Here is a 16,080-nt window from a genome sequence, read left to right as displayed (position 1 = left end):
CCTTGCTTCGATGAAATCTATTGGGATTGTGTGGGATCGGCCGAGGACAGCATCGCGCTATCCAGGCTGTTGGAAACGTTGTAGCGAACGTCCAGCACATCGCCCGGCTGCAGCTCTGCCGTTTCCGGCACCTCAGTCGCAGTGCCATTGTTGCCACCGCGGGTGATCCAATATTCAAGCGGCTGAAGATCAATCGCCTTCATGCTCTCGGAGCGAGACACCGAAGCGCCGGCGATCTGCAGCAGTTGCAGTGTCGTGGTGCGCTTTAGCTTGGTGTCTTCGATTTCGGTTTCGGCCGCCTGCAGTTGCTGTCCGACCTCGGTCTTGCGTTGCCCTTGGAGGTTCAGCGCGTCGCGTTCGGTTTCACTCAGCTTTTGCTTGGCCTGCATCGATGCGACGACGAGATCGAGCTTGCTGCTCTGCATGTCGGCGACGACGCGCTCCAAGGAGGTCTTGCGCGAGGTGGTGAGGATCTTCGTATCGACCAGCTTGGAAATGTCCTGCAATTCGTCCTGGGCGATCTTCACCTGCTCGTCCTGGGATGCCATTTTCTCATCGAGAATGTCGATCTCGTTGCGCAGCAAGGTTTCGAGCTCGGCGGCAGCTTGAAGCTGTTGGCGCATCGCTTCGGCCCTGGCATTGAACACGTCGATTTCGCTGGTCATGATCTGCCGGACTGGAGAGCCTTCGGGCGCTGCCTTCATTTCCGGCGGAAAATCGATGGTCGTCTGGTCATTCAATTCGGCCATCAACCGGGCACGCCGCGCGCCGAGCTGCTTCAATTGCAGCTCCATCCGGTTGATCTCGCCCGCATAGCTGATCTGTTGCGCGTCGTTGTATTCACCGGTCGGACTGGAACGGCGCTCGCGGCCGCCAGCCATCGCAACAGCCTGTTTCACCGTCAGGCCCGGCCGGAATTCGAATTCGCTCGGCTTCTCGACTGCACCGGAGACGTAGAGCATCGGATATTTCACGACTTCGACCGAAGCCGTGGGCGCGGTGGCAAGACCGGTGATCTGCTTCAGCCGGTCGCCAATTTGGGCAGAGACATCACCGGTGGTTTTATCGGCGACGGACATCTCACCGATCATCGGGATGGAGATCGTGCCGGATTGCGAGACGACATATTCGCCGTTGAGCGCAGTCCACTCCTTATATTCGCCAGTCGAAGCGACCCATTCGACGATCGCCACCTTCATCCGCGTCTGAGGCTTGATGTGGTAAACTTGGTCGGACGCTGCGCTTGCCCGGTCGATAAAGGCGGTTCCAGAAAGTGCTAGCGTGAGAAACAGGCTGAGGATGGTGCCCGACGCTTTCCGGCGGGCTCGTCTGTGAAGAGCAGAAACTGTCAACATGAGGCGCGATCTCGTTTTCGTGTCAGTCGCGCCGTTGCACATCTGCTGCAGCGCTATGGACTGAGATCATCCCCTGAACGCATTTCGAGTAAATCCCCTGACGTAGGGTTACGCCTAATCCCTTCTGAGGAAAGAACAGGCGGCGCACAGCGTTGGAGTAACGGCGAATATATCATTGAGTTTAAACCTTTTTCGCCGGCTAGACCTTTTGGTCATGACGTTCAACCATTTGGATGCGATGGCGGACCGATGTGGGTTCTGTCGCATTGCTTGCCGCCAGCACAATGATGTCTCGGTCAACGGCGGAGGCGGTGGGATGAAGGTTGCGATCGTTCATTATTGGCTGGTGTCGATGCGGGGCGGCGAGAAGGTGATCGAGGCGCTCTGCGACATGTATCCGGACGCCGACATCTTCACGCTCGTCTATGACGAAAGTCGCGTTTCCGAAAAGATCAGGAAACACAAGGTCACGACATCGTTCCTGCAGCGCGTCCCAGGCGCAATCAAGGGCTACCAATCACTGCTGCCGCTAATGCCCTTCGCGTTGGAGAGCTTCGACCTCAGCGGCTACGACCTGATCATCTCCAGCGAATCAGGCCCGGCGAAGGGCATTATCCCGTCGCCACAGGCGACGCATATCTGCTACTGCCACTCGCCGATGCGCTATCTCTGGGATCACTATCATTTCTATCGCTCCAATGCCGGGCTCGCCTCGCGGCTGATGTTGCCGGTGCTGGCGCCGCTGTTGCGGTCCTGGGACGTCAACACCAGCCTGCGGGTCGATCGCTTCATCGCCAATTCCCACCACGTCAGCGCCCGCATCGGCAAATATTATCGTCGCCCCGCGACGGTCCTCTATCCGCCGGTCTCGGTCGACGATTTCACCCCGGCCGCGGCAACCGAAGACTTCTACCTCTGCGCCGGCCAGCTCATTGCATACAAGCGGATCGACCTTGCGGTGCGGGCTTTTACAAAAATGAACCGCAACCTCATCATCATCGGCGAGGGCAAGGAAATGGAGAACCTCAAGCGATTGGCCGGACCGACCATCACCTTCCTTGGCCGTGCGCCGTTCTCGGTTTTGAAAGAGAAGCTGGCTCGCTGCCGTGCACTGATTTTCCCAGGGGAAGAAGATTTCGGCATCGTTCCGGTCGAGGCTATGGCAAGCGGCCGGCCCGTCATCGCCTTTGGCAGCGGCGGAGCGCTGGAAACCGTCGTTCCCGGCGTCAGCGGCATGTTATTCGAAGAACAGTCGATGGAAGCGCTGATCGAAGCAGTGCATGACTTCGAAGACAATGAAGCTGCCTTCCGCCCGGACATTCTGCGCGCGCATGCGGCTCAATTCAGCCTCCGTAATTTCACGCAGGGCATGCAGGCGATCATTGATGAGGAACTACTGGCACGCAGACCGGTCTCGCCGCGCAGCAATAACCGCAGCGCTGTGGCGATCCAGCGCCTGTTCGAGGGACAATTCCCGGCACCAGCGGCTGAAACGCCGCAACGCGTCGCCACCACCGATCCGGTGACAGTGCACGCACCGACCTTTTGAATTCATGTTCGGCCGCAGGAAGATGTCATTTGAATGTATTATACTGTTGCGCAGCCAAAGGAGGCTGAAATGGGATCGGATGCATTGGTTCAGATCCAAATCGACGCCGAAATCAAAGAGCGTGCAACGGCCGTTCTCGAGACTATGGGATTAACGGTATCGGATGCCGTCCGTATTCTGCTCACTCGCACGGCGAATGAGGGCGCCCTGCCGCTCGAATTCATCAGCAACAGCGAGGCCCATAAGGCGTGGTTGCGCGCGAAAGTCCTGCAGGCGCTCGAAGATGTCCGACCCGACGTCGATGATGCCGACGAGGAGAGCCATTTTGCCCAACGACGAGCCGTCGCACTTCGCCGGGCTGTGACGGACGAGCATTGAAACTTGTTTGGACGCATAAGCGCTCGCAGATCGCGCCCATTCGTCCAGCGCTCGAAGTAGCGATCAATCTCGCTGCAACAGATGGCGATCGGCCTCTTATTGCGCCTAGGTTTTTTACGCTCTCATACGTCCGACAGATCCAGCACTCTCATGTCGTGACGCCTATCTGGCCGTCTCCGGCGGACGGGCCTATGCTTAGGATGTTGGCAAGTCATGATCCTTTCGGCGCTCAGCACGCCGCGCTTGCTTAGTTTGACGAAGCCAATGCGCTTTCCGGGATGCGCCAGCAGCCGGAGCAGTGTATGGGATCGATAACCCCAGTCGATCTCCAGAGATTCCCGCCTTATGCGCCTCAGCAACATTGCCATGTATACCGGTCAAGCGCCGCTCGTTGCCGCGACGGACGCTCTTTGGGGCTATTTGCGCGACCGGCTGCGAAACGCCGGCGTGGCGGGTGTTCCCGAGACATTGGATAAGGTGATCACCCATGACGAAGCCTGGATGCGGCCCGGGCTCCTGCTGGCGCAGACTTGTGGCTTTCCCTATGTCAAACGCCTGCGCGGCAAGGTGCAACTCGTGGCATCTCCGGTTTACGACCTGCCTGGCTGTGATGGCCCGTCGATGCGCAGCTTCATCATCGTCCGCAAGGATGCGCCGGCAGAGACGCTTGCTGATCTTCGAGGCCTGATCGCTGCCATTAACGATCCCGCCAGCAATTCCGGGACCAATCTTTTGCGCGCCGCCATCGCGCCGTTTGCGGAAAACGGCCGCTTCTTCAGCCGCGTCATCGAAACCGGCGGGCATTTGCGCAGCATCGATCTGGTAGCCGCCGGAAAAGCCGATGTCGCCGCGCTCGATTGCATCACATTCGGCAATGTCAAACGCTTCGATCCCGACCGAGTCGCGGGCGTCCGCATTCTAGCTGAAACGGTCAGTGGGCCGGGCTTGCCGTTCATCACCGGCTTGGAAACATCGGCGGAGGAATTGACGCTGCTGCGCCAAATTCTCGCCGATATCGTAAACGAACCGACGCTTGTGGAGGTGCGTGATACCTTGTCGTTACGCCGTTTCGAGGTTCTCGGCGATGCCGACTACGAACCGCTGGCTGAGTTTGAGCGGCAGGCAATTGCGTTGGGTTATCCCGTGATCGCCTGAGCCCGCTCTTCTGCCGGTTACTCCGCCACCAACCTCACCGTCTGCGTCGCAAAGCGCGAGGACGAGACTTCGACGGTGATGGGGCCCGCTTCGCCGGCTGCCTGCAGCCAGAATCCAGTGGTGCCGCCTTGGAAGGCCATCGTCTCCGGCCCGATGACCTTGGCGGGGCCAGTGACATTGACCGTCGCGATATCGTTCAGGAAGGGCAGGCGGGAGCCGGCCTGGTCGAGGGCACGAATAATGACACGGGTGGTGTCCCGATCGCCGGCGCGAAGTTTCCGGTTATCGGCCTTTACCTCCAGAGTCGTCGGAACGGGATCGGCGACCATGTGCAGCGTCGTGACGGCCTTGCCGCCGATAAGCCCGGTGAAATGCGCGTCCTCCCATTCCATGCCCCAAACGCCCAATTCGTCCTGGGTGAAATGGCGATGGTCGAAGATGACGGGCGGATGCGGCAGATGCGGGAAATTTTCTCGGTCCGGTCCGAGGCGCTTGGTCAGCGTGCCGTAACGCAGCTCGACCTCATCACAATTGGTCAATAAGATGAGCGGCAGCGCGCCGCCGATATTGCGCTCGCCGCGCGCCCAGATCGTCACGGGCTTCATGACGATCTCTTCGGAGGGTTCGCATTGGCTGGCGTAGACGTAAGCTGCGAATTTCGGCTCGCGGAACATGTCCATGACGCCGTGGTAGCAAATGCGGTCGCCAGAGCCGAAATCGCTGTGCGTGTTGTAGTCGAACATGCACCAGCCGATGGCGCCCGAGATCGACGGATCGCCATAGGCCGCGTTCAGCACCTCCAGGTGCCGGCGCACGTGCTCGGCCTGCCGCTGCTCCTGGTCGTAGATCTTCGTCGGATACATATGGCCGCCGAACTCGGTGATCAGATAGGGCACGTTCTTTGAAAGACCTGTATTTTCCTGCTGCGGACGCAGAGGCGTGCGCGGCCGATTGGCGCCCGGCAGTTCCTCGTTGCCGAGGATGAAGTCGTTCATCGTATAGACGTCTTCGAGCAATTCGCTCTCGGTGATGTAGCGCACGCCGCCGGTCTGGCGGGTCGGATCGAGTTCGCGCGCAAGCTTGTTGGTCGCGACGTAGAAATCGTGGGAATCCTGCGATTCGTTGATGCGTACGCCCCAGATGATGATCGACGGGTGATTCCAGTCGCGTTCGATCATGCGGCGAACGTTATGGATCGATTCCTGCTTCCATGCCTCGCCGCCGATATGCTGCCAGCCGGGAATTTCCTCGAAGACCAGCAGGCCGATGCGGTCGCAATGATCAAGGAACCAAGTCGACTGCGGATAATGGGATGTGCGCACGACATTGCACCTCAATGTGTGCTTCATGATCTCGGCGTCGCGCTCTTGCGCGGAACGGCCCATGGCATAGCCGACATAGGGGAAGGCCTGGTGGCGGTTGAGCCCGCGCAGCTTGAGCTTGCGGCCATTCAAAAGAAAACCTTCGGCCGTGAACTCGGCGGTGCGGAAGCCGAATGTCGCGACATATCGGTCCGTGCCGCGTTCGCTCTTCAGTTCGGCCTCGACGGTATAAAGCACGGGATTGTCGAGCTCCCAAAGCGAGACGCCCGTCAGATTGTCGAAAGCGAAGGTGACGCTGCTGCCCGAGGTCTCGGCGACCGCCGAGGCCAGTATTGTACCATCAGGCGCGCGGAGGCTGGCAGTTGCCGAGCCCTTGAAAGCGAGGCCTTGCGGATTGGCGATATCGCAGCGAACGGTGGCGGATTTTGCCGCGGCAAGGACATTGCCGGTTTCGACCTTGATATTGGCGATAAAGACGGGTGCTGCCACCTTCAGCCAGACGTCGCGATAGATGCCGGCATAGGTCAGATAATCGATGCGACCGCCGAAGGGCGGGATCTCCGGATTCTCGCTGCCGTCGATCTTGACGGTAATCAGGTTGTCGCCCTCCTTCAGGCGTCCGGTCAGCCGCGCTTCGAAGGGCGTGTAGCCGTCCTTGTGCGCGATGATCTCTTCGCCGTTGAGATAGACGACCGCATCGGCCATGGCTGCGTCGAAAACCAACGAGACTTCACGTCCGGCAAAATCCGCGCTCCAGGGCAGGACCTTCTGATAGGTGAAAGCGCGCTGATAAGATTTTTCATCGAAGTAGTTGAACGGGAGCTCAACGGCAGTATGCGGCAGGGTGACAGGCTGCCCTTCATGCCGATTGCCGGCATCGGCGGCTGAAAACCCCTCGTGAAAAGTCCAGGAGCCATTGAAGGCGACAACAGAACGCATATTCAATCCTATCAAGAGCCGTCACACCCCGGACGAAGGCGGGTTGCTTTAGAAAAAAGTACGGTTGCCACGCAAAACGTCGTCGCGGTCGGGCGACATCTATACAGGCCTGCCGCGACGGTGCAACGAAATCGGATATCGGATCTGGATTTCGTGACTGCCGCCCCCTTGCTCGAAGTCCAAAAAAACATACAATATACATACATTCAATTGAGAGATGCCGACATGACTGATGATCAGCCACCGTCTTTCTGGACTCCCTCCGTCAGCAAGACGGCGGGACCGGTCTATCTGGCAATCGCCGATGCGTTGCAGGCCGACATCGACTCTGGCCGCCTGGCAACGGGTGTGCGCCTGCCGCCACAGAGAGCGCTGGCCGAAGCGCTCGGCATCGACTTCACCACCGTCACCCGCGCCTATGCCGAAGCGCGCAGGCGAGGTCTGGTGGAAGGAAGGGTCGGGCAGGGCACCTATGTCAGCCAGGGCCGGACGCCACCGCCGCGACAAAAGCCGCTTGCGAGCGGATTGGTCGATATGAGCATGAACTTGCCGCCACGCTTTGCGGACCAGGTTCTGGCGGCACGGATGTGGCAAGGGATCAGCGGATTGGAAACGAGCGACGGGCTGGACCTGTTGCTGCGCTACCAACAGCCCGGCGGCGCAGCCCGCGACCGCGAGGCCGCAGCAGGATGGCTCGCCAACCGGCTGCCCGGTATCGGGCCGGAACTTGTTCTCGTCTGTCCCGGCGCTCAGGGCGCATTGCTTGCGGTTACCGGCATGCTGACGGCGCCGGGCGACACGGTCTGCGCCGAGGCACTGGCATATCCGGGCTTCCTCTCCGTCGCGGCGCATTTGCGGCTAGCCGTCGCAGCTATAGAAATCGACGATAAGGGGTTGATTCCAGAAGCTTTTGAGCAAGTCTGTGTTAGCAGGCGACCCAAGGCGATTTATTGCAATCCCACCATCAACAATCCAACGACGATCACGCTACCTTTGTCACGGCGCAAGGCCCTTCTCGATATCGCCGCCCGTTATGATGTCGCGGTCATCGAGGACGATGCCTATGGCGCACTACCGATGCAACCGATCGCGCCGTTGGCGGCGATCGCACCGGAGCGGGTCTATCATATTGCCGGCCTTGCCAAATGCCTGTCGCCTGCTCTGCGCATCGCCTATCTTGCCGTACCGGATTTGCGCGCGGCAATGAGGCTCGCCGGCATCATTCGCGCCACCTCTGCTATGGCCTCGCCGCTTTCGGCCGCAATCGCCAGCCGCTGGATCGACGACGGTACAGCAGAGGCTGTGCTCGCCGCAATCCGGGGGGAAACCAAGCAGCGCCAGGCTATTGCAGCGCAATTGCTGCCTGCTGCCAACCTCCTTGTCGATCCCGAGGGTTTCCACGCCTGGCTTCGGCTGCCTCCGGCCTGGTCGCGTGGCGAGTTTGCCGCGCGGTTGCGCTCCGCCGGCATTGGCGTGGTCACAAGCGATGCTTTTGCCCTTGGCCCGGCGCCGGAGGCGGTCCGCCTTGGGCTCGGCGCTGCGGAAGATCACGAACATCTGCGCCAGAGCCTCGGCATCGTCGCCGATCTCCTGGCGGAGACTCCGGCCGCTTCGGCGATCGTTATCTGATTGGACAAATTGCCGCGGCTGCATATATGTCAAGACAATATGCATACAATAATTGACAATGTATGTATTCCGTGGCATACAACTTTCAACGGGCGGCGGGCGGCTTGAAAGTCGCCGATAGCGCCGCCCGGCTTCGAGACGACCCGCATGGGGCGCTTCGCCTGCGAGGCCCTCGGACATCGCGCTTCCAGGCGAATGCCCGATTTTGGAAGGGACAAGACAATGTCATCCGAAGACACATGGCCACCACTTTCTCCGTTCCAGACCGGCGTGCGCAGCCGCTGCCCACGCTGCGGTCAGGGACATTTGTTCAACGGTTTTTTAACGCTGCGTCCGTCCTGTGAGGTTTGCGGCCTCGACTATTCCTTCGCCGATCCGGCCGATGGCCCGGCCTTCTTCGTCATCTGCTTCGCGTGCATTCCGAGCGTCGCGCTTGCCGTCTGGCTCGAAGTCGCCCTCCAGGCTCCCTATTGGGTGCATGCCTTCACGACGCTGCCGTTTATGCTGCTTACCTGTATCCCGCCACTGCGCCCGCTGAAGGGCTGGCTGGTGGCGAGCCAATATTTCTACAAAGCGGAAGAGGGCAAGCTGGCACGCCTGGAAACACCCCGCAACGACGACCTGCATCCGCATTCTGCATAGCCGGGTCTATCTCGCCTTTGTATTCCTGATTTCCTCCCCAGGGCTGCGCACTGCCGCATACATGCCGGTGGTGCGGAATTCTGTAGGATTGATGCCGTAGATGCGTCGGAAAGCCTTCGAGAAATAATTGGCATCGTCGAAGCCCGACATGATCGCCACTTCCTTGACCGGAATGAACGCCGCCTTGGTCAAGAGCTTCGCGGCTCGTTGCATACGCTGCTGTAGGACGAACTCGGCCGGCGGCAGGCCCTCGCTATCGGCAAAGACGCGTGAGAAATGGGCGCGGCTGAGACCGCTGACCTTGGCAAGTTCGCTAACCGGTAGCGGCTTCTCCAGATTGGCCTCGATATAGTCGATGACAGTCTGCATGGCGGAACGATCGGCCGCGACCGCATGTGAGCCGAAAACGTCGTCGTAAAGCGCCATTGCGGCTTCATAGGCCACCGCCGAGGCGGAAGCCGGCGTGGTGGCGCTCCTGACGAGCCGCAGGCTGCAATCGGCAAGATGATCGATCGTCGACTGCTGCAATTTCAAAAGCGGCCCGGCGGCAGAAAGGATCAGGCGGTGGATACGCAATGCTTCCTCACCGTTCATGGATATCCAGAAATATTCCCAACGCTCACCCTTCTCCAACCAATAGCGATGATTGTGCGGCACCAGCACCAATAGCGTGTCGCCGGAACCCAGGCGGTAGTTGCGATTCTCATAACGCAGACGGCCACTGCCGCTGATCGTATGCTGCAACACCGTGAATGGCGTTTGGCCGCGCCGGCGGCCGTCCCAATCGTAAATCTCGTTGTCCCTTATTTCATAGCCGGCGCTGGTCGGCATGGCATGCAGTCGGTGGCGTCCGCGCGGCAGCGAAACAGTCCGCATGGTTTGGCCGTTGGCGATCAAATCTTGCAGCACAAAATTACCCTTGAAAGCATAATAGTTCTCTGGTCGGCCAGATGATTATAGGCATAATCCCGCCCAGAAGACAGCATGGATCTGCCGATGAGGACCGGCAGAAAGAGGAGAAAATGCTGATTTTGCCGTTGCCACGCGATCGGCGTGATCACGGGATGAAAACACCATTTTCTTCTCCGCTGCTGATTGTTTGATCGACTTCAAGGTGAGGATCATGAGTTTCAAAATCGCCATTATCGGCGCCGGCAGCGTCGGCTTCACGAAAAAGCTGTTCACCGACATTCTCTGCGTGCCGGAATTTCGCGACGTGGAATTCGCGCTCACCGATGTGAGTGAGCACAATCTGACGATGATCAAGGCGATCCTGGACCGGATCGTCGAGGCAAACAAGTTGCCGACGCGGGTGACGGCCACCACCGAGCGCCGCAAGGCATTAGATGGCGCGCGCTATGTCATCAGTTGCGTGCGCGTCGGCGGGCTGGAAGCCTATGCCGAAGATATCCGAATCCCACTGAAATACGGCATCGACCAATGCGTCGGCGACACGATCTGCGCCGGCGGCATTCTCTATGGTCAGCGCAACATTCCCGTCATTCTCGATTTCTGCAAGGATATCGGCGAAGTTGCCGAAACTGGCGCGAAGTTCCTGAACTATGCCAACCCGATGGCGATGAACACCTGGGCCGCGATCGAGTATGGCAAGGTTGACACGATCGGTCTCTGCCATGGCGTCCAGCACGGCGCCGAGCAGATCGCCGAAGTCCTGGGCGCCAAGGACAAATCGGAGCTCGACTATATCTGCTCGGGCATCAATCACCAGACCTGGTTCGTCGATCTTCGCCTCAATGGCCGCAAGATCGGCAAGGATGAGCTTGTCGCCGCTTTCGAGGCGCATCCGGTCTATTCGCAACAGGAAAAGCTGCGCATCGACGTGCTGAAGCGTTTCGGCGTTTATTCGACCGAAAGCAACGGGCATCTGTCGGAATATCTGCCTTGGTACCGCAAGCGGCCGGACGAGATCAACAGATGGATCGACATGTCCGACTGGATCCACGGCGAGACCGGCGGCTACCTCCGCCATTCGACCGAGACCCGCAACTGGTTTGAGACGGAATTCCCGCAGATCCTCGAGAGCGCCTCGAAGCCCATCGATCCGGCCAAACGCTCGAACGAGCATGCCAGCCATATCCTCGAGGCGCTCGAGACCAATCGCGTCTATCGCGGCCATTTCAATGTCAAGAACAACGGCGTCATTACCAATCTGCCTTCCGACGCCATTATCGAATCGCCCGGCTTCGTCGATCGTTTCGGCATCAATATGGTGGCCGGCATCACGCTGCCGGAAGCCTGCGCGGCGACCTGCATTTCCTCGATCAATGTCCAGCGCATGTCGGTTCACGCCGCCGTCAGTGGCGATCTTGACCTGCTGAAGCTTGCGGTTCTTCATGATCCGTTGGTCGGCGCCGTATCGACGCCGGAGGAAGTCTGGCAAATGGTCGATGAAATGATCGTCGCCGAGGCCCGCTGGCTGCCGCAATATGCCGATGCCGTGGAAGGAGCCAAGGAGCGCCTGTCGCGCGGCAAGGTGAAAACGCGCGAATGGAAGGGTGCGGCGAGCCGCAACGTGCGCTCGATTGAGGAGCTGAGAGCGGAAAAAGCAGCCGTAAAACAGGCCGGCTAGTGCATGGAAGTGCGGGAGATGTTGGCTGCGACGGAACTTTCAGGAGGAGACCCGTCGCAATGCCAGCCGGTTCCCGTTCGATGGAGGAGTGCGGCGCGCCCATGGGACGCCCGCGACAATGGGGAGAGAAAACGATGAGACATGTTCGACCGATCAGCATTCTTGCGGCGTTGACGATTGCCACATCCGCAATCGCCATGAGCGCCTACGCATCCGAACCGACGGTGCCACCGGTGCCGCCGGTTTTCCCGGCCGAAGGCAAGATCAAATACGTGCCACGCGACTCCATCCTGGAGTTCAAGGCGCTGCCGGAATATCACGAGCCAGGTTGGGTTACGGATAAATTCGTAAAGACCGGCAAACTGCCGCCAGTCAAGGATCGCCTGCCGAAAGAGCCTCTGGTCTATAAGACCGGCAACATGCCCGACGGCGTCGGCGTTTACGGCGACACGCTGCGCCATGTCATCGGCGGCCGGCCGGAAGGATGGAACTACGGCGCCGGCCAGACCCAGGGCTGGGGCGGCATCGACATTGGCCTGTCGGAGTGCCTGACGCGCACCGCGCCGTTGTTCCAGGTCGAGGCTAAAGATACCGAGCCGTTGCCTAACCTTGCCAAGAGCTGGGAATGGTCGCCGGACGGCCACAAGCTCACCATGCACCTAATCGAAGGCGCGAAATGGTCCGATGGCGTAGCCTTCAACGCCGATGACATCATGTTCTATTGGGAAGACGAAGTCATCGACCCGAATGTCTCGCCACTCGGCGGCGGCGCATCGCCGGAAGCCTTCGGCGAGGGCACGACCCTCAAGAAGATCGATGATTACACGATCGAATGGACCTTCAAGGACGCTTTCCCGAAGCAATATCTCTATACGATGGCCTATCCTAACTTCTGCCCGGGCCCGTCGCATATCCTGAAGCCGCAGCACCCGAAATATTCCAAGAACACCTACGATCAGTTCAAAAATGCCTTCCCTCCGGAATATATGAACATTCCGGTCATGGGCGCCTGGGTGCCGGTCGAATACCGTTCCGACGACATCATCGTCTTGCGCCGCAACCCCTATTACTGGAAGGTCGACGAGAAGGGCAATCAGCTGCCTTACCTCAACGAACTGCATTACAAGCTTTCGACCTGGGCGGACCGCGACGTGCAGGCCGTTGCCGGCTCCGGTGACCTCTCCAATCTGGAGCAGCCGGAAAACTTCGTCGCCTCGCTGAAGCGTGCCGCACAGCCGGACGCTCCCGCACGTCTCGCCTTCGGACCGCGCCTCATCGGCTATAACTTGCAGATGAACTTCTCCGCCAACGGCTGGGGCAATCCGGACGCACGCGGGCAAGCAATCCGCGATCTCAATCGAAACGAGGATTTCCGCAAGGCCGTGACCATGGCGCTCGATCGCAAGGCAATCGGTGACTCCCTGGTCAAGGGGCCGTTCACGGCAATCTATCCGGGCGGCCTGTCCTCGGGTACCAGCTTCTACGACCGCAATTCGACCGTCTATTATCCGTTCGATTTGGCCGGTGCGAAGGCTGAGCTGGCGAAGGCCGGTCTCAAAGACACCGACGGCGACGGTATCGTCAATTTCCCGGCCGGTGTCGCCGGCGGCAAGAATGTCGAAATCACCCTGCTGGTCAGCAATGACTACACCACGGACAAGAGCCTTGCCGAGGGCGTTGTGGCCCAGATGGAAAAGCTCGGGCTTCGAGTCATCATCAACGCACTCGACGGACCGAAGCGCGACGACGCCAATTATAGCGGCCGCTTCGACTGGATGGTCCGCCGCAACAGCACGGAACTGGCCTCGGTGGTTCAAAACACCGAACAGCTTGCTCCGGTTGGCCCGCGCACGAGCTGGAACCACCGCGCGCCCGAAAGCGGTCAGGTGGACCTGATGCCCTTCGAAAAGGAGATGGTCGATATCGTCAACAAGTTCACGACCACGCAGAATAGCGACGAGCGCGTGGCCTTGATGAAACAATATCAGAAGATCTCGACCGAGCACCTCTACAACATCGGCCTGACGGAATATCCCGGCGCGCTCATCATCAACAAGCGCTTCTCGAATGTGCCTCCGGGTACGCCGATCTTCATGTTCAACTGGGCAGAGGACTCCATCATTCGCGAGCGTTTGTGGGTCGCGGCCGACAAGCAGGGCAAATACGAGCTGTTCCCCGAGCAGCTTCCGGGTGCCCCGGGTAGCGCCGGGCCGATCAACTAACGCAGCAAGGCAGCCGGCCGCCGGGCCGGCTGCCCGCCACAAGCAAAGAATTCCGGCTGCGTTAGATGCAGCCGGGCAAGGTGAACCCAGCCGGTCCGTGCTATCCTCTGCGGATGCAGACCACCGGCGGCAAGAAGAGAAGCGAACCGTCCCATGTTGCGATTCCTGCTCGTGCGCATAGCCTCTGCCATACCCGTGCTCATCATCCTGAGCGTGGTGACTTTTGCCATCATCCAGGCACCGCCCGGCGATTATGCCGACTTCATCCGTTCGCAATTGATGAACCAGGGTGGCGCGTCGTTTGAGCAGGCGGACGCTCAAGCCCAGATCTATCGCCACGAGCACGGCCTCGATCGGCCGATCGTCGTGCAATATTTCAACTGGATCGGCGGGATCCTGACCCGGGGCGATTTCGGCTACAGCATGTTCTACAACAAGCCTGTGGCCGATGTCGTTGGCGAGCGCCTGCCGCGGACCCTAGCGCTTGCCCTCGTATGCCATCTCTTCGCTTCCGTCCTCGGTATCGGCTTTGGCATATGGGCCGCCACCAGACAATATAGCTGGATCGACAGTCTGCTTTCCGGCATCTCGTTTCTGGGCATGACAGTGCCGCGCTTCCTGATGGCTCTGATCATCGTCTATATTCTCGTCTTCCAGCTCAACGTGTCGGAAATCGGCAGCTTCTATTCACCGCAATTTGGCGGCGCGCCGTGGTCTTGGGATAAGTTCGTCGATCTGGTCAAGCATGTCTGGCCGGTCGTTGCGATCGCCACCTTCGGCGGGCTCGCCTATAACATGCGCGTCATGCGCGGCAATCTGCTCGACACATTGAATGCGCAATATGTCGAGACTGCCCGGGCCAAAGGCCTCTCCGGTGGCGCCGTCATCATGCGCCATGCCGTGCCGAATGCGCTGCATCCGCTCGTCATGTATCAGGGTGTCGTACTGCCCTATATGCTGACCGGCGAAATCGAAACCGCGATTATCTTCGCGTTGCCGACCGTCGGTCCGGCGATCGTCGGCTCTATGGCGGTCGGCGACGTCTATGTCACCGCCACGTTCATGATGGTGCTGTCGGCAACGCTGATCGTCGGCAATATCATTGCCGATATGTTGCTGGCCTTGCTCGATCCGCGTGTCCGCCAACAGGGAGGGATTAACTGATGCTCGCCTTCAGCACATCCCCGCCGCCACTCGACGATGACAAGATTAAGCCGAAAAGCGGCAATGAGAGCTATATCGCCCTCGTCTGGCGTCGCTTGAAGCGCTCTTGGACAGGCATGGGTGGCCTGATCCTTGTCATCCTCTTGCTGCTGATGTCGCTCTTGGCCGAATTCGTCGCACCCGTCGACCCCAAGGCGACCGATACCGGTTTTGCGCCACCGCAGCTGATCAGCTTCCACGACAAAGACGGCAATATCGTCTTCCGGCCACGGGTCTATGCGCTCGCCGAAACCGAAGAACTCGATCCGGTCACCTTCCAGCCGATCGTCGGACCGGACTATAACAATCCGCGCTTGCTCGGTTTCTTCGTCAAGGGCACGCCCTATAAGCTGTTTGGCCTGATCCCCGGCAATCGCCATCTCTTCGGCTCGACCGACGGCCAGCCGGTGCATTTCCTCGGCACCGACAAGTTTGGCCGCGACGTGCTCTCCCGCGCCATCTATGGTTCCCGCATTTCTTTGATGATCGCACTGACGGTCGTCTTCATCGTCACGGTCGTCGGCACGACTGTCGGCATGGTCTCCGGCTATTTTGGCGGTACGCTCGACGCCTGGATCCAGCGTTTCGTGGAACTGGTGCTGGCTTTTCCGCAATTACCGCTCTACCTGGCGCTGACCTCGTTGATCCCCGTGACGGCGCCGACCAACGTCTTCCTCGCCTTCGTTATCATTGTCATGTCGGCGCTCGGCTGGGCCCAGATGTCACGCGAGGTGCGGGGCAAGACCTTGGCCTTGGCACGGATCGAGTACGTTCGTGCCGCCATGGCGGTCGGGGCGAGCGACCGGCGCATCATCCTTCAGCATATTTTTCCAAACGTCATGAGCCATGTCATCGTCACGGTGACGCTGGCAATCCCAAGTGTCGTGCTGCTGGAATCCTTCCTCGGCTTCCTGGGGTTTGCGGTCAAGCCGCCACTGATCTCCTGGGGGCTAATGCTGCAGGACACGTCTACCTATTCAGTCATCGGCTCCTATCCCTGGATCCTGTCACCCGTAGCCTTCGTGCTCGTCACCGTCTTTGCGTTCAATGCGCTCGGAGATGGCCTGCGCGACGCGATCGATCCCTATTGAGGAGA

General features: G+C 59.6%; 14 protein-coding genes. 9 read left to right on the top strand and 5 right to left on the bottom strand.

What is annotated here, in order from left to right; all coding sequences use genetic code 11:
- Positions 1 to 17: 17 nt before the first annotated feature.
- On the bottom strand, positions 18 to 1,355 hold the full coding sequence (locus PY650_RS10200) for a polysaccharide biosynthesis/export family protein (protein WP_285879062.1): 1,338 nt from the start codon (positions 1,353 to 1,355) through the stop codon (positions 18 to 20).
- Between the two features lie 316 nt (positions 1,356 to 1,671).
- Between PY650_RS10200 and PY650_RS10195 the strand changes: the two genes are divergently transcribed.
- From PY650_RS10195 to PY650_RS10185, 3 genes are all read left to right on the top strand, one after another.
- Positions 1,672 to 2,904, top strand: a complete 1,233-nt coding sequence (locus PY650_RS10195; protein WP_285879061.1) for a glycosyltransferase — start codon at positions 1,672 to 1,674, stop codon at positions 2,902 to 2,904.
- A 69-nt stretch (positions 2,905 to 2,973) separates the two neighbouring features.
- Positions 2,974 to 3,282, top strand: a complete 309-nt coding sequence (locus tag PY650_RS10190) for a type II toxin-antitoxin system RelB/DinJ family antitoxin (RefSeq protein ID WP_285879060.1) — start codon at positions 2,974 to 2,976, stop codon at positions 3,280 to 3,282.
- A 366-nt stretch (positions 3,283 to 3,648) separates the two neighbouring features.
- Positions 3,649 to 4,437 (top strand): phosphate/phosphite/phosphonate ABC transporter substrate-binding protein, encoded by a 789-nt coding sequence (locus PY650_RS10185; RefSeq protein WP_349644488.1) that lies wholly within the window; start codon positions 3,649 to 3,651, stop codon positions 4,435 to 4,437.
- A 17-nt stretch (positions 4,438 to 4,454) separates the two neighbouring features.
- On the opposite strand, the gene PY650_RS10180 is transcribed toward PY650_RS10185, so the two are convergent.
- On the bottom strand, positions 4,455 to 6,698 hold the full coding sequence (locus tag PY650_RS10180) for a glycoside hydrolase family 2 protein (RefSeq protein ID WP_285879058.1): 2,244 nt from the start codon (positions 6,696 to 6,698) through the stop codon (positions 4,455 to 4,457).
- A gap of 225 nt (positions 6,699 to 6,923) precedes the next feature.
- Here PY650_RS10180 and PY650_RS10175 point away from each other — a divergent pair, with 225 nt between their 5' ends.
- Positions 6,924 to 8,327, top strand: a complete 1,404-nt coding sequence (locus tag PY650_RS10175) for an aminotransferase-like domain-containing protein (RefSeq protein ID WP_285879057.1) — start codon at positions 6,924 to 6,926, stop codon at positions 8,325 to 8,327.
- Positions 8,328 to 8,549: 222 nt separating this feature from the next.
- On the top strand, positions 8,550 to 8,969 hold the full coding sequence (locus tag PY650_RS10170) for a DUF983 domain-containing protein (RefSeq protein ID WP_285879056.1): 420 nt from the start codon (positions 8,550 to 8,552) through the stop codon (positions 8,967 to 8,969).
- 6 nt (positions 8,970 to 8,975) lie between these two features.
- Here PY650_RS10170 and PY650_RS10165 read toward each other — a convergent pair whose 3' ends face one another.
- Together PY650_RS10165 and PY650_RS10160 are read right to left on the bottom strand one after the other, a co-directional pair.
- Positions 8,976 to 9,845, bottom strand: coding sequence for an AraC family transcriptional regulator (locus tag PY650_RS10165; RefSeq protein WP_349644489.1), 870 nt, complete (start codon positions 9,843 to 9,845; stop codon positions 8,976 to 8,978).
- A 78-nt stretch (positions 9,846 to 9,923) separates the two neighbouring features.
- The gene (locus PY650_RS10160; RefSeq protein WP_285879053.1) at positions 9,924 to 10,112 is read right to left on the bottom strand and encodes a hypothetical protein; all 189 of its coding nucleotides are present in this window, start codon (positions 10,110 to 10,112) and stop codon (positions 9,924 to 9,926) included.
- On the opposite strand from PY650_RS10160, the gene PY650_RS10155 reads away from it, so the two are divergent.
- Both PY650_RS10155 and PY650_RS10150 read left to right on the top strand, forming a co-directional pair.
- Positions 10,093 to 11,559, top strand: a complete 1,467-nt coding sequence (locus PY650_RS10155; RefSeq protein ID WP_285879052.1) for an alpha-glucosidase/alpha-galactosidase — start codon at positions 10,093 to 10,095, stop codon at positions 11,557 to 11,559. The two genes, PY650_RS10160 and PY650_RS10155, sit on opposite strands and share 20 nt — an antisense overlap.
- Before the next feature lie 134 nt (positions 11,560 to 11,693).
- Entirely contained in the window at positions 11,694 to 13,781 is a 2,088-nt protein-coding gene (locus PY650_RS10150) for an ABC transporter substrate-binding protein (protein ID WP_285879051.1), read from the top strand.
- Here the strand turns inward: PY650_RS10150 and PY650_RS10145 are convergent.
- Positions 13,778 to 13,936, bottom strand: a complete 159-nt coding sequence (locus PY650_RS10145; protein WP_285879050.1) for a hypothetical protein — start codon at positions 13,934 to 13,936, stop codon at positions 13,778 to 13,780. The genes PY650_RS10150 and PY650_RS10145 overlap by 4 nt on opposite strands.
- Between PY650_RS10145 and PY650_RS10140 the strand changes: the two genes are divergently transcribed.
- The gene (locus tag PY650_RS10140) at positions 13,935 to 14,945 is read left to right on the top strand and encodes an ABC transporter permease (RefSeq protein WP_285879049.1); all 1,011 of its coding nucleotides are present in this window, start codon (positions 13,935 to 13,937) and stop codon (positions 14,943 to 14,945) included. The two genes, PY650_RS10145 and PY650_RS10140, sit on opposite strands and share 2 nt — an antisense overlap.
- On the top strand, positions 14,945 to 16,075 hold the full coding sequence (locus PY650_RS10135) for an ABC transporter permease (protein ID WP_285879048.1): 1,131 nt from the start codon (positions 14,945 to 14,947) through the stop codon (positions 16,073 to 16,075). The genes PY650_RS10140 and PY650_RS10135 overlap by 1 nt, the downstream gene beginning before the upstream one ends.
- Positions 16,076 to 16,080 lie beyond the last annotated feature (5 nt).

The sequence above is a fragment of the Martinezella calliandrae genome (assembly GCF_030272695.1).
In the GTDB taxonomy this organism is placed as follows: Bacteria; Pseudomonadota; Alphaproteobacteria; order Rhizobiales; family Rhizobiaceae; genus Rhizobium; species Rhizobium calliandrae.
This window is presented reverse-complemented; position numbering and strand designations above follow the sequence as displayed.